Source organism: Streptomyces sp. NPDC003379, from assembly GCF_053589195.1.
In genome coordinates, this window is record NZ_JBSFRK010000009.1 from 14,664 (window position 1) to 33,094 (window position 18,431).

Sequence of the window (18,431 nt, forward strand, 5' to 3'; positions counted from 1 at the left end):
TCCTTGAGCGTCCCCTTCGTCCACCCCGTCAGAGCCTGGAGTCAGCCCCGTGCGCATCGATCTGCACACTCACTCCACCGCGTCCGACGGCACGGACACCCCGGCCGAACTGGTACGGAACGCGGCAGCCGCCGGTCTCGACGTCGTCGCGCTGACCGACCACGACACGACGCGCGGCCACGCCGAGGCGATCGCCGCCCTGCCCCCCGGCCTGACCCTCGTCACCGGCGCCGAGCTGTCCTGCCGCCTCGACGGCGTGGGCCTGCACATGCTGGCGTACCTCTTCGACCCCGAGGAGCCGGAGCTCTCCCGCGAGCGCGAGCTGGTGCGCGACGACCGGGTGCCGCGCGCCAAGGCGATGGTCGGCAAGCTTCAGGAGCTCGGCGTGGACGTGACCTGGGAGCGGGTCGCGCGCATCGCGGGCGACGGCTCGGTCGGCCGCCCGCACATCGCCGAGGCCCTCGTCGAGCTGGGCGTCGTGCCCACCGTCTCCGACGCCTTCACACCGCAGTGGCTCGCCGACGGCGGCCGCGCGTACGCCGAGAAGCACGAACTGGACCCCTTCGACGCGATCCGCCTGGTCAAGGCGGCCGGCGGCGTCACCGTCTTCGCGCACCCCGCCGCCGTCAAGCGCGGCCAGGTGGTGCCCGAGAACGCGATAGCGGAACTCGCCGCGGCGGGCCTCGACGGCATCGAGGCCGACCACATGGACCACGCCCCCGAGACCCGCACCCGGCTGCGCGGCCTCGCCGCGGACCTCGGTCTGCTGGTCACCGGATCCAGCGACTACCACGGCAGCCGCAAGACGTGCGTGCTCGGGGAGTTCACCACCGACCCCGAGATCTACGGCGAGATCACGCGCCGGGCCACAGGGGCGTTCCCCGTGCCCGGAGCGGGCGGAGGCCCGGCGGCGTAAGCCCCGCGCTCGCGCGCACCCCTTCTCCCCGCTCCACAGTTCCGTTCCCCTCCCTCCCTCTCTCCCTCTCCCTCGCTCCACTGTTCCGCTGCTGCGTGCCGGTGGTCGCCGTGCCCCGCGCCCGGCGGTGTCCGGTGCGGCTCCTTCGTACGACTCTCCGCAAGGCCATCACTGTGTTCGACGTCGCCGTCTTCGGCTCCCTTTTCCTCACGCTCTTCGTGATCATGGACCCCCCTGGGATCACCCCGATCTTCCTCGGCCTGACCGCGGGCCGACCCGCCAAGGTGCAGCAGCGGATGGCCTTCCAGGCTGTCTGTGTCGCCTTCGGCGTCATCGCGGTCTTCGGCCTGGTGGGCCACCAGATCCTCGACTACCTGCACGTCTCCGTCCCGGCGCTGATGATCGCGGGCGGGCTCCTGCTGCTGCTCATCGCGCTCGACCTGCTCACCGGCAAGACGGACGAGCCGAAGCAGACCAAGGACGTCAATGTCGCACTCGTACCGCTCGGCATGCCGCTGCTCGCGGGGCCCGGCGCGATCGTCTCGGTGATCCTCGCCGTCCAGGACGCCGACAGCGTCGGCACGCAGCTCTCCGTCTGGTCGGCGATCGTGGCGATGCACGTGGTGCTGTGGCTGGTGATGCGGTACTCACTGCTGATCATCCGCGTCATCAAGGACGGCGGCGTGGTGCTCGTGACGCGGCTCGCGGGCATGATGCTCTCCGCGATCGCGGTGCAGCAGATCATCAATGGCGTGACGCAGGTGATCAACGGGAGCTGACGCCCGGCCCGCTCCGGGCCCGGACGCACGAAGGGCCCCCGTACGGCTTCCGTACGGGGGCCCTGCGACGTCTGCGTTACGAGGCCGAGGATTCGGCCGGTCGGATGTAGATGCGCTGGCCTATCGCTGCGGCCTGCTGCACGATCCGATTGACGGAGGCGGCGTCCACGACGGTGCTGTCCACGGCGTTGCCGTCGACGTCATCGAGTCGCATGATTTCGAAGCGCATGAGGCTTCTCCCTTCGTCTGGTCATCCTCCTGAAGGAGAACTACTGGAGATGGCCAGGCTGTTTCCTGCCCATGAAGTGTCGGTTGCGGGTCTACAGTGCCCCGCGTTCCTGATGGGTACAACGAGTTGCCCCCTGCAAACATTCCCTACGCTAAGGAAATTTTTCGGGAACCTAATTACCCATGGGTAGCGGCACCGGTTGTGTTCGCTGTGTGACCAGCGGGAGACTGGGTTCCCTATGAACGACGACGTCGAAGACAGAGCCGCCGATGACGGTGCGGCCCACATCAGCGCTCAGCTGGAGCGCGCCAACGGGCTGCTCGCACGCGTGCTCGCCGAGGTGGCGAAGACCCCGTCCACGCACGCGATTTTCGTCGACGCCGGGTACCTGTACGCGGCCGCGGGCCGGCTCGCCGCCGGGACCGAGGACCGGCGCTCCTTCGACCTCGACGCCGAAGGACTCATCGAGGCACTGATCGACAAGGCCCGCACGATCTTCGCGGACAGCCGTCTGCTGCGCGTCTACTGGTACGACGGTGCCAGGCGCCGCATCCACACCACCGAGCAGCAGTCGATCGCGGAGCTGCCCGACGTCAAGGTCAGGCTCGGCAACCTGAACGCCAACAACCAGCAGAAGGGCGTCGACTCCCTCATCCGCAGCGACCTGGAGTCACTGGCCCGGCACCGCGCCATCAGCGACGCGGCGCTCATCGGCGGCGACGAGGACCTGGTCTCGGCGGTCGAGGCGGCGCAGGGGTACGGGGCGCGGGTGCACCTGTGGGGCATCGAGGCGCCCGACGGGCGCAACCAGGCGGAGCCGCTGCTCTGGGAGGTCGACAGCCAGCGGACGTTCGACCTCGACTTCTTCAAGCCGTACGTGTCGCGGCGCGTCGCCGCCACGGTGTACGAGGCGGGGCCCACCGCGCAGCGGCCCTCCCGCGAGGACGTCCGCTTCGTCGGTGCGCAGATCGCCGCGAAGTGGCTCGCGGCGCGGGGGCGGGACGCGCTGGTGGGGCTGCTGCCGGGGCATCCGTATCTGCCGGGGTCGGTGGACCAGGAGCTGCTGGTGGAGGCGGAGCGGCTGCTGCAGTACTCGTTGCGGGGACAGTCGGATCTGCGGCGGGCCCTGCGGGACGGGTTCTGGGACCATTTGCGTACGCAGTACTGAGGACCGTCCCCTGGGGCCTGGGGGGGTGCCTGAGGGTTACTGGGCTTCCTCCCAGAAGCTGATCAGGGCCGCGGCTGTCTCCTCGGGGCGGTCCGTGTTGGGGGAGTGCTCGGCGCCGTGGATCACCGTGCGGCGGGCGTCCAGGCGGCGTGCCATGTCGTCCAGGAGCGGGACGGGCCACGTGTCGTCGCGCTCGCCCGAGATGACGTGCTTGGGCAGCGGTACGGCGGCCAGTTCCGCCACGCGGTCCGGCTCCGTGGAGAGCTGCCTGCCGGTGGCGATGAGCTGAGCGGGGTTGTGGCGCAGCCAGCGGGCGCGCAGGGCCTCGCTGTCGTCCGCGCCGTCCGCCCGGGCGCCGCCGGTGTCCGCGTCCTCCGGGGGCGGCGGCTCCATGGCCCGCATCGCCTGCCACACCTCGTCCATCGACAGCACCGCGAGGGCGTCCGCCAGCATCTTGGCGCGGGACTGCTGGGCCGGGGTGATCGCGGCGGGGCCCGAGGACATCAGGGTCAGCGAGGCGAAGGCGCCGGGCGCCAGGAGTGTGGCGGCGCGGGCGATCTGGCCGCCCAGGGAGTGGCCCAGGAGGTGGAGCGGCGCCGCCTCTGCCGGCGCTGCCGTCTGTGTCAGCGCTGCCGTCTGCGTCAGCGCTGCCGTCTGCGCGAGGACGTCGCGGGCCAACTCCTCCTGGGCGTAAGCCGATTCGTCGTCGGGGCCGGTCGTCTCGTACTGGCCGCGACCGTCCACGGCGACGACGCGGTAGCCGGCGGTGGCCAGGGGCTCCAGGAGGGCGATGAAGTCCTCCTTGCTGCCGGTGAAGCCGGGGAGCAGGAGGGCGGTTCCTCTGACCTTGGTGCCCTTGGTGCCCCTGGCGTTCTCGGTGCTCTTGGGCGGGAGCGCGTCCAGGACGGCGAAGTCGCCGCGGGCGGTGTGGAGCGTGTGCGGGGTCGTGCACGGGGGTGGTGTGAAGGTGGGAGGCCTGCTCATGTGCCCGAGGCTATCTTGGGGGTGGGTCGGCTGTGCTCGGGGTCTTGGTGTGCTGTGCTTCGCCGCTCCGCGGCGGTTCCCCACCCATCCGCCCGTTAGCCCCGTAGCACCATCGCCCCGTAGGGACCAACCCCGCTGGGGCAGGGGTGCAGGGACGGCGAAGGCCCGCCCCAGGGATGGGGCGGGCCTTCGTGGCGTGGAGGAGGGAGACTCAGCTCTCCGCGGTCTCCACGGACGCTGCCTTCTTGCGCGTCCGCCGACGCGGCGCCGGGGCCTGGGCCTCGGTCACCTCCGCCGGGGCGACAACAGCAGCCTTGCGCGTACGGCGACGCGGCTTCGGCTCCTCCGTCGACTGCGCGGGAATCTCCGCCTCGGCGACCTTGCGGGTCTTCCGCTTCGGCTTCTCCGTCTCGGCCTCCGGTACGGCGGCCTCGGTCGCCACGGTCTCCGCGGCCTTGCGGGTGCGGCGCTTGGGCTTCTCTTCGGCCGGGGCTTCCGCCTCGGTCGGCACCGCTTCGGCGGCCTTGCGGGTGCGGCGCTTCGGCTTCTCCGCGATCGGGGTCTCTGCCTCGGTCGCCACGGTCTCCGCGGCCTTGCGGGTGCGGCGCTTCGGCTTTTCCTCGGCCGGGGCTTCCACCTCGGTCGCCACGGTCTCCGCCACCTTGCGGGTGCGGCGCTTCGGCTTCTCGGCGGCCGGGGTCTCTGCCTCGGTCGCCATCGTTTCGGCGGCCTTGCGGGTGCGCCGCTTGGGCTTCTCCGTCTCGGCCTCCGGTACGGCGGCCTCGGTCGCCACGGTCTCCGCGGCCTTGCGGGTGCGGCGCTTGGGCTTCTCTTCGGCCGGGGCTTCCGCCTCGGTCGGCACCGTTTCGGCGGCCTTGCGGGTGCGGCGCTTCGGCTTCTCCGCGGCCGGGGCCTCAACCTCGGTCGCCTCGGTCGCCTCGGTCGCCACGGTCTCTGCGGCCTTGCGGGTCTTCCGCTTGGGCTTCTCCGTCTCGGCCTCCGGTACGGCGGCCTCGGTCGCCACGGTCTCCGCGGCCTTGCGGGTGCGGCGCTTGGGCTTCTCCGCGACCGGGGCTTCCTCCGGCTCCGTAGCCGTGACTGTGGCCGTGGCCACGTTCTCGGGCGCGTTCTCGGTCGTACTCGGCGCTTCCGACGCCGCGCCGCCACGCGTCCGACGGCGGCGACGCGGGGTACGCGGCTCCGTCGGCTCAGTGGTGACCTCGGTGGTGACCTCTGCGGTCGAAGCCACCGGAGTTACCGGAGTGACAGGAGTAGCCGGAGCGGCCGACTCCGTGGTCTGGGGCGCCGTCGTTTCCAGGGGGCTGCCCGCCCGCGTACGGCGGCGACGCCGCGGCGTACGCGCGGGGCGCTCCCCCTCGGTCGGAGCGGACGCCGGGCCCGAGGCGGAACGGTCGCGGTCCTGCGTACGACCACCGGCACGGTCAGCGCGGCCGGCACGGTCGCTACGGTCCCCCCGGCCGGGACGGCCACCGCCGCGACCACGGCCACCGGTCTCGCCGAGGTCCTCGATCTGCTCCGCGCCCAGACCCGCACGGGTCCGCTCGGCACGCGGCAGGACACCCTTGGTGCCCGCCGGGATCTTCATCTCCTCGTACAGGTGAGGAGAGCTGGAGTACGTCTCGACCGGGTCGTTGAAGCCCAGGTCCAGCGCCTTGTTGATCAGCTGCCAGCGCGGGATGTCGTCCCAGTCGACCAGCGTGATCGCGATGCCCTTGGCGCCCGCGCGGCCGGTGCGGCCGATGCGGTGGAGGTACGTCTTCTCGTCCTCCGGCGACTGGTAGTTGATGACGTGCGTGACGCCCTCGACGTCGATGCCGCGCGCGGCGACGTCGGTGCAGACGAGCACGTCGACCTTGCCGTTGCGGAACGCCCGCAGGGCCTGCTCGCGCGCGCCCTGGCCGAGGTCGCCGTGGACGGCGCCCGAGGCGAAGCCGCGCTTCTCCAGCTGCTCCGCGATGTCGGCGGCGGTGCGCTTGGTGCGGCAGAAGACCATCGCGAGCCCACGGCCGTCGGCCTGCAGGATGCGGGAGATCATCTCCGGCTTGTCCATGTTGTGCGCGCGGTAGACGAACTGCGCGGTGTTCGCGACCGTCTGGCCCTCGTCGTCCGGCGCGGTGGCGCGGATGTGCGTGGGCTGCGACATGTAGCGACGGGCGAGGCCGATGACGGCGCCCGGCATGGTCGCCGAGAACAGCATCGTCTGGCGCTTCGGCGGAAGCATGTTGATGATCTTCTCGACGTCGGGCAGGAAGCCCAGGTCGAGCATCTCGTCGGCCTCGTCGAGGACCAGGCACTTGACGTGCTTGAGGTCGAGCTTGCGCTGGCCCGCCAGGTCGAGGAGACGACCGGGGGTGCCGACGACGATGTCGATGCCCTTCTTGAGGGCCTCGACCTGCGGCTCGTAGGCACGGCCGCCATATATGGCGAGGACGCGGACGTTGCGCGCCTTGCCGGCGGTCAGCAGGTCGTTCGTCACCTGCTGGCAGAGCTCGCGGGTGGGGACGACGATGAGGGCCTGCGGCGCCTCGGTCAGCTGCTCGGGCTCGGCGCGGCCCGCCTCGACGTCGGCGGGGACGATCACGCGCTCCAGGAGCGGAAGGCCGAAGCCGAGCGTCTTGCCGGTGCCGGTCTTGGCCTGGCCGATGACGTCCGAGCCGGAAAGGGCGACGGGGAGTGTCATCTCCTGGATGGGGAAGGGGTTGACGATGCCGACGGCTTCGAGGGCCTCGGCTGTCTCGGGAAGAATCCCGAGATCTCGGAAAGTCGTAGTCAGGGCTATGCCTCTTCTGTGAGACGCGGCGGGAGGCGAACGCTGGGGGTCGTGACCGTGCCACTACCGCCGGCTGCTTGGGGGGCTGGCCGGGGGCGCGGGACCAACTGCCTGCGCTCGAGCGCTCTTACCGCTGAGGTTCCCTCCTCGTGCCGTACGCATCTGCGCGTACCGCCCGGAGGGCTGTCGGGTCGGAGCCGATCGGGCCACCGACCGGGCATCCTCATTCGTACGGCCCGTCGAATATTCGGCAGGCGCTTTACCACTGTACCCCGGAATCTCGCATGCGTGTCCGGCGAATTCGTCACATGGCCGTCGTCACACTGACCCGGCAGGCCTTACGCCTTACGGCAGGCGGGCTATTGTGCGCTTCATGGAGACGCCTGACACCGCCGCTGAATCCGCCGCCGAACCCACCGGGGTCGCCGCCCAGGACTGGGCGAAAGCTTCCGCCGAGCCCCACTACCGCGCCGCGGTCGTCGACCTGCTCGGCGCGCTCGCCTACGGGGAGCTCGCGGCGTTCGAGCGGCTCGCCGAGGACGCGAAGCTGGCGCCGACGCTCGGCGACAAGGCGGAGCTGGCGAAAATGGCGTCGGCGGAGTTCCACCATTTCGAGCAGTTGCGGGACCGGCTCTCGGCGATCGGCGCGGAGCCGACCGAGGCCATGGAGCCCTTCGTGGCGGCGCTCGACGGTTTCCACCGCCAGACCGCGCCGTCCGACTGGCTGGAGGGCCTGGTCAAGGCGTACGTCGGTGACTCCATCGCCAGTGACTTCTACCGTGAGGTGGCAGCCCGACTCGACGTCGATACGCGCGGTCTCGTGCTGGCCGTCCTCGACGACACCGGGCACGCGAGCTTCGCCGTGGAGAAGGTGCGGGCCGCGATCGACGCCGATCCGCGGGTGGGCGGGCGGCTCGCGCTGTGGGCGCGGCGGCTGATGGGCGAGGCCCTCTCGCAGTCGCAGCGGGTCGTCGCCGATCGGGACGCGCTGTCAACCATGCTGGTCGGGGGCGTGGCCGATGGATTCGACCTCGCCGAGGTCGGGCGGATGTTCTCCCGGATCACTGAGGCGCACACCAAGCGGATGGCCGCGTTGGGCCTGGCGGCCTAGCAACGGACGGACAGACGGACAGACGGACAGACGGACAGACGGACAGACGGGCAGACGGACGGACGGTCCGGTTCGGGGCCGCTGGTCCCGTTACGCCGTCGCCGAGCGGTGCATTCCCGTGTGTGTCGGGCGGATCAGCAGGGACAGCAGGGCCACCGAGACGGCCACCGCTCCCAGCAGTGTCGCGGGGGCGTGGCCGGGGCCGAGGGCCATGTGTGTGATGAAGGCGCCGATGAGGGCGCCGGCGGGGCCGGTCGACAGGACCAGGCTGCGCGCGGGCAGCCGGTGGGCCAGTCGGTGTGCCGTGGCCCAGGCCAGGGCGAGGCCCAGCAAGACGGAGCCGAGTGCTTCCAGGATCACGGTGATGCCCTCCCTCGCGGCCAGGTGCAAATCGGTCGTAGCCGGTCTACCCCCGGTGGCCGGAACGCAACCCTCCATGATCCGGTGGCCCCGCTGTCACCTCGTATGACACACAAGTCGTACAACACACAAGTGCGGCCCGGTGGTTGAGAAACCACCGGGCCGCACTCATCTGCGCGTCCTACAGTCCTACAGGGCGCTGAAGCCCACCTTGCGCGCGGTGGGCTCGCCGAGCTCCACGTACGCGAGGCGGTCGGCCGGAACCAGGACCTTGCGGCCGTGGTCGTCCACGAGGCTCAGCAGCGGCGACTTGCCGGTCAGCGCCTCGGACACCGCGTGCTCGATTTCCTCGGCGCTCTGGCCGCTCTCCAGCACGATCTCGCGGGGCGCGTACTGCACGCCGATCTTGACCTCCACGGCTTTGTCCCTCCGACGGTCAGTCTGTGCGCGGCCGTCCGCGCCGTACCCAGCACACATTAGCCCGGTGAGGGGACGTGGACGGCCGCCGCCGTGAACGCCGGTAGCGAACACAGAACGGGAACAGAAGGGCCAGGTCGTGTCCGGCCCTGGCGTCAGTGGCCCTCGGTGCCGTGCAGCGGGAAGCCCGCGATGCCGCGCCACGCGAGTGACGTCAGCAGCTCCACCGCCTTGTCGCGCGGGACCGTGCTGCGGCTGGCCAGCCAGTACCGGGCGACCACCTGCGAGTATCCGCCGAGGCCGACGGCGAGGAGCATCGCCTCGTCCCTGGGCAGGCCGGTGTCCTCGGCGATGACCTCGCAGATCGCCTCCGCGCACTGGAGCGTGACACGGTCCACGCGCTCGCGGACCGCGGCCTCGTTCGTCAGGTCCGACTCGAAGACCAGCCGGAAGGCGCCACCCTCGTCCTCGACGTACGCGAAGTAGGCGTCCATCGTCGCGGCGACACGCAGTTTGTTGTCCGAGGTGGACGCCAGCGCCGTGCGGACCGACTGCAGCAGCGACTCGCAGTGCTGGTCGAGCAGGGCCAGATAGAGGTCGAGCTTGCCGGGGAAGTGCTGGTAGAGCACCGGCTTGCTGACCCCGGCGCGCTCGGCGATGTCATCCATCGCGGCGGCGTGGTAACCCTGTGCGACGAATACTTCCTGGGCGGCGCCGAGAAGTTGGTTCCGTCGGGCACGGCGCGGCAGGCGTGTGCCCCGCGGGCGTGCCGCCTCTGTCTGCTCGATGGCTGTCACGCCGCCTCCCAATCGTCCGATGTGCGGTGTGCGCCGCGCCGCCATCGTACTTTTCGGTAACAGTGATGTGCGCGGTGCGGGCGCAGAATTTCACGGACTGGACCGCCGCGGCGGAGCTCCGCCGCGGTGTGTAGCGGGGCAAACACGGTCAGGTCGGCCCAGCTCAGCGGTAGTCGTCCTCGTCGAGACTGACCACGCGGGCCTGCTCCGCGAGGTCCCCCTCGCTCGCGGCGCCCGGATCGGCGTCCTCCAGGGAGTCGTCCCTGCTGGGGGCCAGGTCGGCCCGCTGCTCGGCGGTGTCCGCCTCCGGGGCCTCCACGCCGGCCTCGGCGTCGCTCGCGTCCTCTTCCGTCTCGAAGGTCTCGGGGTCGGTCGGGTCGACACTCATGTATGGCTCTCTTCCCTTGAGGTACTGGCGGCCCTTCGTGGGTGCGAGTGCCCTCATCGCCCGCTTTCTATGAGCGTAGGAGAGACCCGGATGGGGCGCTACGCGATCCTTGTGCCATCTGTGACGGCGAACACGTGAACCAGCGCGTGATCGTCTCGTAACATTGCCGCATGTCTTCGACCGAGCTGCCGAATCTGCTGGCCGCCACCAGCTCGCCCAAGCCCGGTGCCGTAGCGGTCGCGGAGGGCGAGCGGCTCGGCTCGGTCGGGCTGCCCGGGCTCACGCTGACCGTGCGGTCGCGGCCCTCGGTCCGCGAAGGACTCCCGCCCGCGCTGTACGTACACGGGCTCGGCGGCTCCTCGCAGAACTGGTCGGCCCTGATGCCGTTCCTCGAGGACGTCGTCGACTGCGAGGCGATCGACCTGCCGGGGTTCGGCGACTCGCCGCCGCCGGACGACGGTGACTACTCGATCACCGGACACGCCCGCGCCGTCATCCGCTACCTCGACGCGCGCGCCCGCGGACCCGTGCACCTCTTCGGGAACTCCCTGGGCGGCGCCATCACGACGCGTGTCGCCGCGGTGCGACCCGATCTCGTACGTACGTTGACACTGGTCGCGCCCGCGCTGCCCGAGCTGCGGGTGCAGCGCACGGCGGTGCCGACCGGGCTGCTCGCGGTGCCGGGGGTGGCCGCGCTCTTCACGCGGCTCACCAGGGAGTGGACGGCCGAGCAGCGGGTGCGGGGCGTCATGGGGCTCTGTTACGGCGATCCGGGCAAGGTGACGCCGGAAGGTTTCCGCGCGGCGGTGCGGGAGATGGAGCGCAGGCTGCAGCTCCCCTACTTCTGGGACGCGATGGCGCGCTCGGCGCGCGGGATCGTCAACGCGTACACGCTGGGCGGCCAGCACGGCCTCTGGCGGCAGGCCGAGCGCGTCCTCGCGCCGACCCTGCTCGTCTACGGCGGGCGCGACCTTCTCGTGTCGTACCGCATGGCACGCAAGGCGGCCGCCGCGTTCCGTGACGCGCGGCTGCTGACGCTGCCCGACGCGGGGCATGTGGCGATGATGGAGGAACCGGAGAGCGTGGCGACCGCCTTCCGCGAACTGCTCGTGGACATCGGGGAGTTGAGCGGGCGACGACCTCCATCTCGGCGCTCCCGTGACGCCCATGACGCCCGTGATGCCCGTGATTCCAGTGACTCTCGTACGGGTTCGGGGAGCTGAGGCGGCGCGTGGGACGGCATAGCCGCCGGGGTCCGGCAGACGCGAGTGACAACACGAGCACCTCGGGCACCCAGGGCACCTCGGGTACCTCGGGCACTCCGCCCCCGCAGCAGGGCACCGGAACCGGCACCGGTCGCCGCAGGCGCGCGCCCGCCGGGGACGGGACGCCGCCCCACGCGGCCCGCGGCGGGCACCCCGAGCACCGGGAGCCCGGCGGCGGCTGGGGAGACGTCTCCGGCACCGGGTCGGGGCCGCGTATGGGCGCCGGATACGGCGCGCCCGGCGCGCCGCCGCCCGTGCGGCCGCAGAGGCCCGGCCCCCGGCAGAAGCGGCCCGGCCCCCGCCCGGACTATGTGGAGGCCCGCGATCCGTACGCCTCCGTCACGAACTGGAGCGACACGGACTGGGACGATGTCCGCGGGCCCGCCCAAGGCGGCAAGAAGAGCGCGAAGAGCGTGAAGAACACGAAGAGCACGAAGAGCGCGAAGAGCAAGAGGAACAAGAAGCGCGGGTGGGCCCGCGCCCTCACCGGCGTCGCGGCCGCCGCCGTGACCACCGTGCTCGCGGTCGTCGTGGCCGACCAGGCCGCCGACGGCGAGGGCGAGTCCGACGCCCGGCCCAAGGCCGCCCCCGGCGGCGGCGCGCGCGACACCGGTGACCCCGCCTCGCGCTCCGAGGAGCGCCCCAGGCCGCCCGAGGCGCGCGCCGGAGCGCCGGGCGCGATCGCGGTGACGTACGAACAGAGAATCGGCAAGAGGTATCCGCTGGACGCCAAGCTCACGGCCTCCGGTGACTTCGAGGCGATTCCGGGATTCGACAGAGCGCCCGGAAAGGGACAGCTTTTCCGCTATCGCGTCGACATCGAAAAGGGGCTCGGTCTCGACGGTGGTCTTTTCGCGGAGGCCGTGCAGAAAACCCTGAACGACGACCGGAGTTGGGCGCACGACGGGGCCCGCGCCTTCGAGCGCATTTCGTCGGGACAGCCTGATTTCGTCATTACGCTGGCCAGCCCGGGGACGACCGCCGCCTGGTGTGCGAAATCCGGTCTCGACACGACCCAGGACAATGTGTCCTGCGATTCCGCGGCGACGGACCGCGTGATGATCAACGCCTATCGATGGGCCCAGGGCGCCAAGACCTATGGCGACGCCGTGCAGAAGGCCTACGGCAGCGCCATCCACCCGTACCGCCAGATGCTGATCAACCACGAGGTCGGGCACCGGCTCGGCTTCAACCACACGGACTGCACGAAGGACGGGGACCTCGCGCCCGTCATGCAGCAGCAGACGAAGTTCCTGGACCACGACGGGATCAGGTGCAAGGCCAACCCCTGGGCGTTCCCCGAGGGTTGAGCCGCCGACCAACAGTCGCCGGCCGACAGCCGACAGCCGAGGGACGCCGTTCGCTTCGGTGGCCGCTTCGGTGGCCGCTTTGACATTCGTCGGAAGTTCGTTCATATTTCTGCGCATGTCGAACCGTCACGCCCCTTCGAGCGCCGCCATCGAGCTGGCGCTGCTCGGCGTGACCGCGCTCTGCGTGGCCGACGTCCACTGTTGCTGACGCCCGCCCCGGCGAGTGCGTCGCTCTTTCACGGCCAGTTCTGTGCTGCGTTCACCTCCCACAGCTCTGTGCTGCTTTTTCCCGCACCCTCCCCGGGGTCAGCTCTGCTCCATTTCCGCTGATCCGCCGCCCTCGCGCGGCGTTTTCCCCGAGAGGTCTCCTCCGATGCGTCAATCGTCCGTCATAGCCCGCCGCGTGGCTGCGGCATCCGTCAGCCTGGTCCTGGCCTCGGGCGCCGTCGCCTGCGCGGGCCCGAAGGGCAGCGACGCCGGGAGCGGCGGCGACGGCACGCCCGCGAAGGGCGGCACGCTCACCGTCCTCAACCGCGACCCGCAGACCGACTTCGACCCCGCGCGGCTCTACACCTCCGGCGGCGGAAACGTGCCGAGCCTCGTCTTCCGCACACTGACCACCCGCAACCGCGAGGACGGCGCCAAGGGCGCGGAGGTCGTGCCGGACCTCGCCACGGATCTGGGCAGGCCGAGCAAGAACGCCACGGTGTGGACGTACACCCTGAAGAAGGGGCTCAAGTACGAGGACGGTTCACCGATCACCTCCGCGGATGTGAAGTACGGCATCGAGCGCTCCTTCGCCGCCGAACTCAGCGGTGGAGCGCCCTACTTGAGGGACTGGCTCATCGGCGGCGACAAGTACCAGGGCCCCTACAAGGACAAGAGCGGCAAGGGGCTCGCATCGATCGGGACACCGGACGAGCGGACCATCGTCTTCCACCTGAACAAGCCCGAGGGTGAGTTCCCCTACCTGGCCACCCAGACCCAGTTCACGCCCGTACCCAAGAGCAAGGACAAAGGCACGAAGTACGAGGAGCACCCGCTCTCCTCCGGGCCCTACAAGGTCGTCAAGAACGACAACGACGGGGAGCGGCTGCGCCTGGAGCGCAATCCGCACTGGTCCGCGAAGACCGACGCGGAGCGGAAGGCGTACCCGGACGTCATCGACGTACGCTCCGGACTCGACTCGTCCGTCATCAACCAGCGGCTCTCCGCGGGCCAGGGCGCGGACGCCGCCGCCGTCACCACCGACACCAATCTCGGCCCGGCCGAACTCGCCAAGGTCACCGGCGACAAGGAACTCGCCTCGCACGTCGGCACCGGACACTTCGGGTACACGAACTACCTCGCCTTCAACCCGAAGGTGAAGCCCTTCGACGATCCCAAGGTGCGCCAGGCCATCTCGTACGCCGTGGACCGCTCCTCGGTGGTCAACGCCGCCGGCGGCTCCTCGCTCGCCGAGCCCGCCACCACGTACCTGCCGAACCAGAAGTCCTTCGGATACACGAAGTACGACCACTTCCCGGCGGGCGCCTCCGGCAACCCGGAGAAGGCCAGGGAGCTGCTGAAGGAGGCCGGTCACCAGGACGGGCTCACCATCACGCTCACGCACTCCAACGCCAAGGACTTCGAGACCAGCCCCGAGATCGCGACCGCGGTCCAGGACGCCCTGAAGAAGGCGGGCATCACCGTCAAGCTGGCGGGGCTCGAGGAGAACGACTACTCCGACAAGATCCACAGCACCAAGGACGAGCCCGGCCTCTTCCTCTCCCACTGGGGCGCCGACTGGCCCTCCGGCGGCCCCTTCCTCGCCCCCATCTTCGACGGGCGGCAGATCGTGGAGGACGGCGCCAACTTCAACACCGGCTTCCTCGACGACAAGTCCGTAAACAACGAGATCGACGAGATCAACAAGCTGACCGACCTCAAGGCCGCCGCCGAGCGCTGGGGCGCCCTCGACAAGAAGATCGGCGAGAAGGCGCTGACCGTGCCGCTCTTCCACCCGGTCTACAAGCGGCTGTACGGCAAGGACGTCAAGAACATCGTGATCAGCGACTGGACCGGCGTCCTGGACGTCTCCCAGGTCGCGGTGGCGGTGAAGTCGTCGTGACCGACGGCTCCGTCTTCCGGGGGCGCCGCTCCGTCTTCCGGGGGCGTCACACGGTCGTGCGAGGGCGCCGCACGGTCTTCTGGGGGCGGCTGCGCGAGCAGCGCGCCGCCCTCGTCGCGGCGGCCGTCGTCGCGCTGCTCGTCCTCGTGGCGCTCGCCGCGCCGCTGCTCACGGCTCTGGAGGGGCAGGACCCCACCACGTACCACCCGGATCTGATCGACTCGGCGCGCGGCGGCGTGCCGGTCGGCCCGTTCGGCGGGATCAGCGGCGAGCACTGGCTCGGTGTCGAACCGCAGACCGGGCGCGACCTCTTCGCACGCCTCGTTTACGGGGCGCGGGTCTCGCTCGGCGTCGCGCTCGCCGCGACCGTCGTACAGGTGTTCATCGGGGTCGTGGTCGGCGTCGCGGCCGGGTTCGGCAACCGCTGGGTGGACCAGGTGCTCAGCCGCGCCACCGACGTCATCGTCGCCCTGCCGCTGATGGTCCTGGCGCTCGCGCTGATGGCGGTCGTGCCGGACGGGTTCCCGCGGCCCGTGCTCGTCGCCCTGGTCATCGGGCTCGTCGCCTGGGGCAACGTGGCCAAGATCGTGCGGGCGCAGACGGTGACGCTCAAGGAGCTCGACCACGTGGCCGCGGCGCGGCTCAGCGGCTGGGGCTCCGTGCGCATCGCCCGGCGCGAGCTGCTGCCCGCGCTCACCGCACCCGTCATCACCTACGCCGCGCTGCTCGTCCCCGCGAACATCACGGTCGAGGCCGCGCTCTCCTTCCTCGGCGTCGGCGTGAAGCCGCCGACCGCCTCGTGGGGGCAGATGCTCACGGCCGCGGACGTCTGGTACCAGGCGGCACCGCAGTATCTGCTGTACCCGGCGGGCGCGCTGTTCGTGACCGTCCTCGCGCTCACCGTGCTCGGTGACGGGGTGCGCACGGCGCTCGATCCGCGGGCCGCCTCGCGGCTGCGGATCGGCACGGGACGCAAGCGGGAGGCGCACGCATGACGGGGTTCGCGCGCCTCTCCGGCTTCCTGCTGCGGCGTCTCATCGGCGCCCTCGTCACGCTCCTCGCCATCTCCGTGATCATCTACGCGGTGTTCTACGTCGCTCCGGGCGACGTCGCCCAGATCACCTGCGGCCCACGCTGCTCGCCCCCGCAAGTCCAGCAGGTCGCCGAGCAACTGCGCCTCGATGACCCGCTGTACGTCCGCTACTGGGACTTCCTCCAAGGCGTCTTCGTCGGCCACGACTACTCGACCGGCACCGGCGTGGAGCACTGCGAGGCACCCTGCCTCGGGATCTCCTACCGGAGCGATCAGCAGGTCACCGCGCTGATCGTGGCGAAGCTGCCGGTCACGGCGTCGCTGGCGCTCGGCGCGATGGTGATGTGGCTGATCCTGGGCGTCGGCACCGGCGTGCTCTCCGCGTGGCGGCGCGGCCGGCTCAGCGAGCGCGTCCTGACCGCCGTCACACTGGCGGGCACCGCCACGCCCGTCTTCGTGATCGGCCTGCTGCTGATGATCGTGGTCTGCGGACAGCTCCAGTGGCTGCCCTTCCCGCAGTACGTCGACTTCGGCGCCGACCCGACACAGTGGGCGTGGAACCTCCTCCTGCCCTGGCTGTCGCTCGCACTGATCGAGGCCGCCAAGTACGCGCGGCTGACCCGCTCCTCGATGCTGGAGACGCTCGCCGACGACCATGTGCGGACCTTCCGTGCGTACGGCGTGGGGGAGCGGTCGATCATCAGCAAGCACGCGCTGCGGGGCGCCGTGGCGCCCGTCATCGCCCTGACCGCCAACGACGTCGGGTCGATGTTCGGCGGCGCGGTGCTCAGCGAGACGCTGTTCGGCCTCCCCGGTCTCGGGCGCGAACTCGTGCACGCCGTGAAGGTCGTCGACCTGCCGGTGGTGGTCGGCCTCGTCATGGTCACCGGCTTCTTCGTGGTGCTCGCCAATGCCGTCGCGGACGTGCTGTACGCGGTGGCCGACCGACGGGTGGTGCTGTCGTGAACCTCGTTCAAGTGGAGGGTCTGCGGGTGGAGTTCGGGTCCGGCGTACGCGCCGTCGAGGGGCTCTCCTTCACCCTGGAGGCGGGCGGCGCGCTGGCCCTCGTCGGCGAGTCCGGGTCCGGCAAGTCGACCGTGGCGTCCGCGCTGCTCGGGCTCCACCGGGGCACGGGCGCGCGCGTCGACGGATCGGTGCGGGTCGCCGGCGTCGACGTACAGGAGGCGTCGGAGGCGGAGCTTCGGAGGCTGCGCGGCGGGAAGGCCGCGATGGTCTTCCAGGACCCGCTCTCCTCCCTCGACCCGTACTACGCGGTGGGCGACCAGATCGCCGAGGTGTACCGCGTGCACACCGGGGCGTCCCGACGGGCGGCACGCGCGCGTGCCGTGCACGTGCTCGACCGGGTCGGCATCCCCGACGCGGTACGCCGCTCGCGCTCGCGCCCGCACGAGTTCAGCGGCGGCATGCGCCAACGCACGCTCATCGCCATGGCCCTGGCGTGCGAACCCGCGCTGCTGATCGCCGACGAGCCGACCACCGCGCTCGACGTCACCGTCCAGGCCCAGATCCTCGACCTGCTGCACACGCTGCGGGACGAGACCGGCATGGGGCTGCTCCTGGTCACCCATGACGTGGGCGTCGCGGCGGAGAGCGCCGACGAGGTCCTGGTCATGCGGGGCGGGCGCGCGGTGGAGCGGGGGGCGGTGCGGGACGTCCTGGCCGCGCCTCGCGAGCCGTACACCAGGGAGCTTCTGGGGGCTGTGCCACGGGTGGACTCGCCGCGGGCGCCGCTGTCTCTGAAGGAGCCGGACACGGAGGTCGTGCTCGAAGCGGTCGGGCTGCGGCGGGAGTTCGGCCGCGGGAAGCGCGCCGTCACCGCCGTCGACGACGTCTCGCTCAGCGTCCGCCGCGGGGAGACCCTCGGTGTCGTGGGCGAGAGCGGCAGCGGCAAGACCACGCTGGGGCGCATGCTCGTGGGCCTGCTGGAACCGAGCGCGGGGCGGCTCCGCCACGAAGGTGTGGAGAAGCGGGGCGGTCGGGTGGACCCCGGGGTGCAGATGGTGTTCCAGGACCCCGTCGCCTCGCTCAACCCGCGCCGCTCGATCGGTGAGTCCGTCGCCGACCCGCTGCGCGCGCGTGGTGAGAGCGACGCCTTCGTACGGGGGCGTACGCGTGAACTACTGGAGCGCGTGGGGCTCGAACCGGCGCACTACGACCGCTATCCGCACGAGTTCAGCGGCGGCCAGCGGCAGCGCGTCGGCATCGCACGGGCACTCGCCGCCGAGCCCCGGATCATCGTGTGCGACGAACCGGTGTCCGCCCTCGACGTGACGACACAGGCACAAGTGACCGAACTGCTCGCTCGGCTGCAACGCGAGCTGGGCCTGGCGCTCGTCTTCATCGCGCACGATCTCGCGGTCGTACGCCAGGTCAGCGACCGGGTCGCGGTGATGAGGCAGGGCCGGATCGTCGAGTACGGAACCGTCGACGAGGTCTACGGCTCGCCGCGGGACCCGTACACGAGACGGCTGCTCGCGGCCGTCCCGTCCCTCGATCCGGAGGCGGCGGCGCGGCGGCGGGAGGCCCGCAAGGAGCTGGCCGCGGCCTGACGCTCCGTAGACCCTCGGTAGGCCCTCCGCAGGCCATCCGCAGGCGCTCCGTAGGCGTCCGTAGGCGCTTCGTAGCGAAAGGGGACTTCGGTGGCCCCATAGCGCGACCGAACGCCCCCGGCACGGGAAAGTTACGGCCGTTCACCCCTTTTGGTGGCGCGATGGACAACCGTCCGTCGCGCCACCCGCATGCCCCATACGTT

Annotated in this window: 18 protein-coding genes; 11 read left to right on the forward strand and 7 right to left on the reverse strand. The window is 71.0% G+C overall.

Going from position 1 to position 18,431, the window contains the following annotated elements:
• The first annotated feature begins 49 nt into the window (after positions 1–49).
• Both ACWDVB_RS10590 and ACWDVB_RS10595 read left to right on the forward strand, forming a co-directional pair.
• Entirely contained in the window at positions 50–916 is an 867-nt protein-coding gene (locus ACWDVB_RS10590; protein WP_451512643.1) for a PHP domain-containing protein, read from the forward strand.
• 173 nt (positions 917–1,089) lie between these two features.
• Positions 1,090–1,695 (forward strand): MarC family protein, encoded by a 606-nt coding sequence (locus ACWDVB_RS10595; RefSeq protein ID WP_451512904.1) that lies wholly within the window; start codon positions 1,090–1,092, stop codon positions 1,693–1,695.
• Positions 1,696–1,771: 76 nt separating this feature from the next.
• Here the strand turns inward: ACWDVB_RS10595 and ACWDVB_RS10600 are convergent, their stop codons facing one another.
• Positions 1,772–1,924 (reverse strand): hypothetical protein, encoded by a 153-nt coding sequence (locus ACWDVB_RS10600; protein ID WP_162933566.1) that lies wholly within the window; start codon positions 1,922–1,924, stop codon positions 1,772–1,774.
• Between the two features lie 238 nt (positions 1,925–2,162).
• Here ACWDVB_RS10600 and ACWDVB_RS10605 point away from each other — a divergent pair, with 238 nt between their 5' ends.
• Positions 2,163–3,092 (forward strand): NYN domain-containing protein, encoded by a 930-nt coding sequence (locus tag ACWDVB_RS10605; RefSeq protein WP_451512644.1) that lies wholly within the window; start codon positions 2,163–2,165, stop codon positions 3,090–3,092.
• A 36-nt stretch (positions 3,093–3,128) separates the two neighbouring features.
• On the opposite strand, the gene ACWDVB_RS10610 is transcribed toward ACWDVB_RS10605, so the two are convergent.
• Both ACWDVB_RS10610 and ACWDVB_RS10615 read right to left on the reverse strand, forming a co-directional pair.
• Complete coding sequence (locus tag ACWDVB_RS10610) at positions 3,129–4,076, reverse strand: alpha/beta fold hydrolase (protein ID WP_451512645.1); 948 nt, start codon at positions 4,074–4,076, stop codon at positions 3,129–3,131.
• 211 nt (positions 4,077–4,287) lie between these two features.
• Positions 4,288–6,777: a DEAD/DEAH box helicase gene (locus ACWDVB_RS10615; protein WP_451512646.1), complete on the reverse strand. Its 2,490-nt coding sequence runs from the start codon at positions 6,775–6,777 to the stop codon at positions 4,288–4,290.
• A gap of 463 nt (positions 6,778–7,240) precedes the next feature.
• On the opposite strand from ACWDVB_RS10615, the gene ACWDVB_RS10620 reads away from it, so the two are divergent.
• A complete protein-coding gene (locus ACWDVB_RS10620) occupies positions 7,241–7,978 on the forward strand; it encodes a ferritin-like fold-containing protein (RefSeq protein WP_451512647.1) in 738 nt (245 codons plus the stop codon).
• Positions 7,979–8,068: 90 nt separating this feature from the next.
• Here ACWDVB_RS10620 and ACWDVB_RS10625 read toward each other — a convergent pair whose 3' ends face one another.
• From ACWDVB_RS10625 to ACWDVB_RS10640, 4 genes are all read right to left on the reverse strand, one after another.
• The gene (locus tag ACWDVB_RS10625) at positions 8,069–8,338 is read right to left on the reverse strand and encodes a hypothetical protein (protein ID WP_451512648.1); all 270 of its coding nucleotides are present in this window, start codon (positions 8,336–8,338) and stop codon (positions 8,069–8,071) included.
• A 189-nt stretch (positions 8,339–8,527) separates the two neighbouring features.
• A complete protein-coding gene (locus ACWDVB_RS10630) occupies positions 8,528–8,755 on the reverse strand; it encodes a DUF3107 domain-containing protein (protein WP_194138286.1) in 228 nt (75 codons plus the stop codon).
• A 155-nt stretch (positions 8,756–8,910) separates the two neighbouring features.
• Positions 8,911–9,552: a TetR/AcrR family transcriptional regulator gene (locus ACWDVB_RS10635; protein WP_451512649.1), complete on the reverse strand. Its 642-nt coding sequence runs from the start codon at positions 9,550–9,552 to the stop codon at positions 8,911–8,913.
• Positions 9,553–9,715: 163 nt separating this feature from the next.
• Entirely contained in the window at positions 9,716–9,940 is a 225-nt protein-coding gene (locus ACWDVB_RS10640; RefSeq protein ID WP_451512650.1) for a hypothetical protein, read from the reverse strand.
• Between the two features lie 170 nt (positions 9,941–10,110).
• Here ACWDVB_RS10640 and ACWDVB_RS10645 point away from each other — a divergent pair, with 170 nt between their 5' ends.
• The 7 genes from ACWDVB_RS10645 (at position 10,111) to ACWDVB_RS10675 (ending at position 18,228) form a co-directional block, all read left to right on the forward strand.
• On the forward strand, positions 10,111–11,163 hold the full coding sequence (locus tag ACWDVB_RS10645) for an alpha/beta fold hydrolase (RefSeq protein ID WP_451512651.1): 1,053 nt from the start codon (positions 10,111–10,113) through the stop codon (positions 11,161–11,163).
• Between the two features lie 8 nt (positions 11,164–11,171).
• Entirely contained in the window at positions 11,172–12,515 is a 1,344-nt protein-coding gene (locus tag ACWDVB_RS10650) for a DUF3152 domain-containing protein (protein WP_451512652.1), read from the forward strand.
• Between the two features lie 115 nt (positions 12,516–12,630).
• On the forward strand, positions 12,631–12,723 hold the full coding sequence (locus ACWDVB_RS10655) for an Ms4533A family Cys-rich leader peptide (protein ID WP_451512653.1): 93 nt from the start codon (positions 12,631–12,633) through the stop codon (positions 12,721–12,723).
• Positions 12,724–12,888: 165 nt separating this feature from the next.
• Entirely contained in the window at positions 12,889–14,625 is a 1,737-nt protein-coding gene (locus ACWDVB_RS10660; protein ID WP_451512654.1) for an ABC transporter substrate-binding protein, read from the forward strand.
• Between the two features lie 56 nt (positions 14,626–14,681).
• Complete coding sequence (locus ACWDVB_RS10665; protein ID WP_451512905.1) at positions 14,682–15,620, forward strand: ABC transporter permease; 939 nt, start codon at positions 14,682–14,684, stop codon at positions 15,618–15,620.
• Complete coding sequence (locus tag ACWDVB_RS10670) at positions 15,617–16,624, forward strand: ABC transporter permease (RefSeq protein ID WP_451512655.1); 1,008 nt, start codon at positions 15,617–15,619, stop codon at positions 16,622–16,624. The genes ACWDVB_RS10665 and ACWDVB_RS10670 overlap by 4 nt, the downstream gene beginning before the upstream one ends.
• The gene (locus ACWDVB_RS10675) at positions 16,621–18,228 is read left to right on the forward strand and encodes a dipeptide ABC transporter ATP-binding protein (RefSeq protein WP_451512656.1); all 1,608 of its coding nucleotides are present in this window, start codon (positions 16,621–16,623) and stop codon (positions 18,226–18,228) included. Before ACWDVB_RS10670 ends, ACWDVB_RS10675 begins: the two co-directional genes overlap by 4 nt.
• The last annotated feature ends 203 nt before the right edge of the window (positions 18,229–18,431 follow it).

Coding starts and splice junctions, on each gene's coding strand:
- ACWDVB_RS10620 (WP_451512647.1), top strand. CDS start 7,241: ATGGAGACGCCTGACACCGCCGCTGAATCCGCCGCCGAACCCACCGGG.
- ACWDVB_RS10615 (WP_451512646.1), bottom strand. CDS start 6,777: ATGACACTCCCCGTCGCCCTTTCCGGCTCGGACGTCATCGGCCAGGCC.
- ACWDVB_RS10655 (WP_451512653.1), top strand. CDS start 12,631: ATGTCGAACCGTCACGCCCCTTCGAGCGCCGCCATCGAGCTGGCGCTG.
- ACWDVB_RS10605 (WP_451512644.1), top strand. CDS start 2,163: ATGAACGACGACGTCGAAGACAGAGCCGCCGATGACGGTGCGGCCCAC.
- ACWDVB_RS10640 (WP_451512650.1), bottom strand. CDS start 9,940: ATGAGTGTCGACCCGACCGACCCCGAGACCTTCGAGACGGAAGAGGAC.
- ACWDVB_RS10670 (WP_451512655.1), top strand. CDS start 15,617: ATGACGGGGTTCGCGCGCCTCTCCGGCTTCCTGCTGCGGCGTCTCATC.
- ACWDVB_RS10645 (WP_451512651.1), top strand. CDS start 10,111: ATGTCTTCGACCGAGCTGCCGAATCTGCTGGCCGCCACCAGCTCGCCC.
- ACWDVB_RS10660 (WP_451512654.1), top strand. CDS start 12,889: ATGCGTCAATCGTCCGTCATAGCCCGCCGCGTGGCTGCGGCATCCGTC.
- ACWDVB_RS10600 (WP_162933566.1), bottom strand. CDS start 1,924: ATGCGCTTCGAAATCATGCGACTCGATGACGTCGACGGCAACGCCGTG.
- ACWDVB_RS10610 (WP_451512645.1), bottom strand. CDS start 4,076: ATGAGCAGGCCTCCCACCTTCACACCACCCCCGTGCACGACCCCGCAC.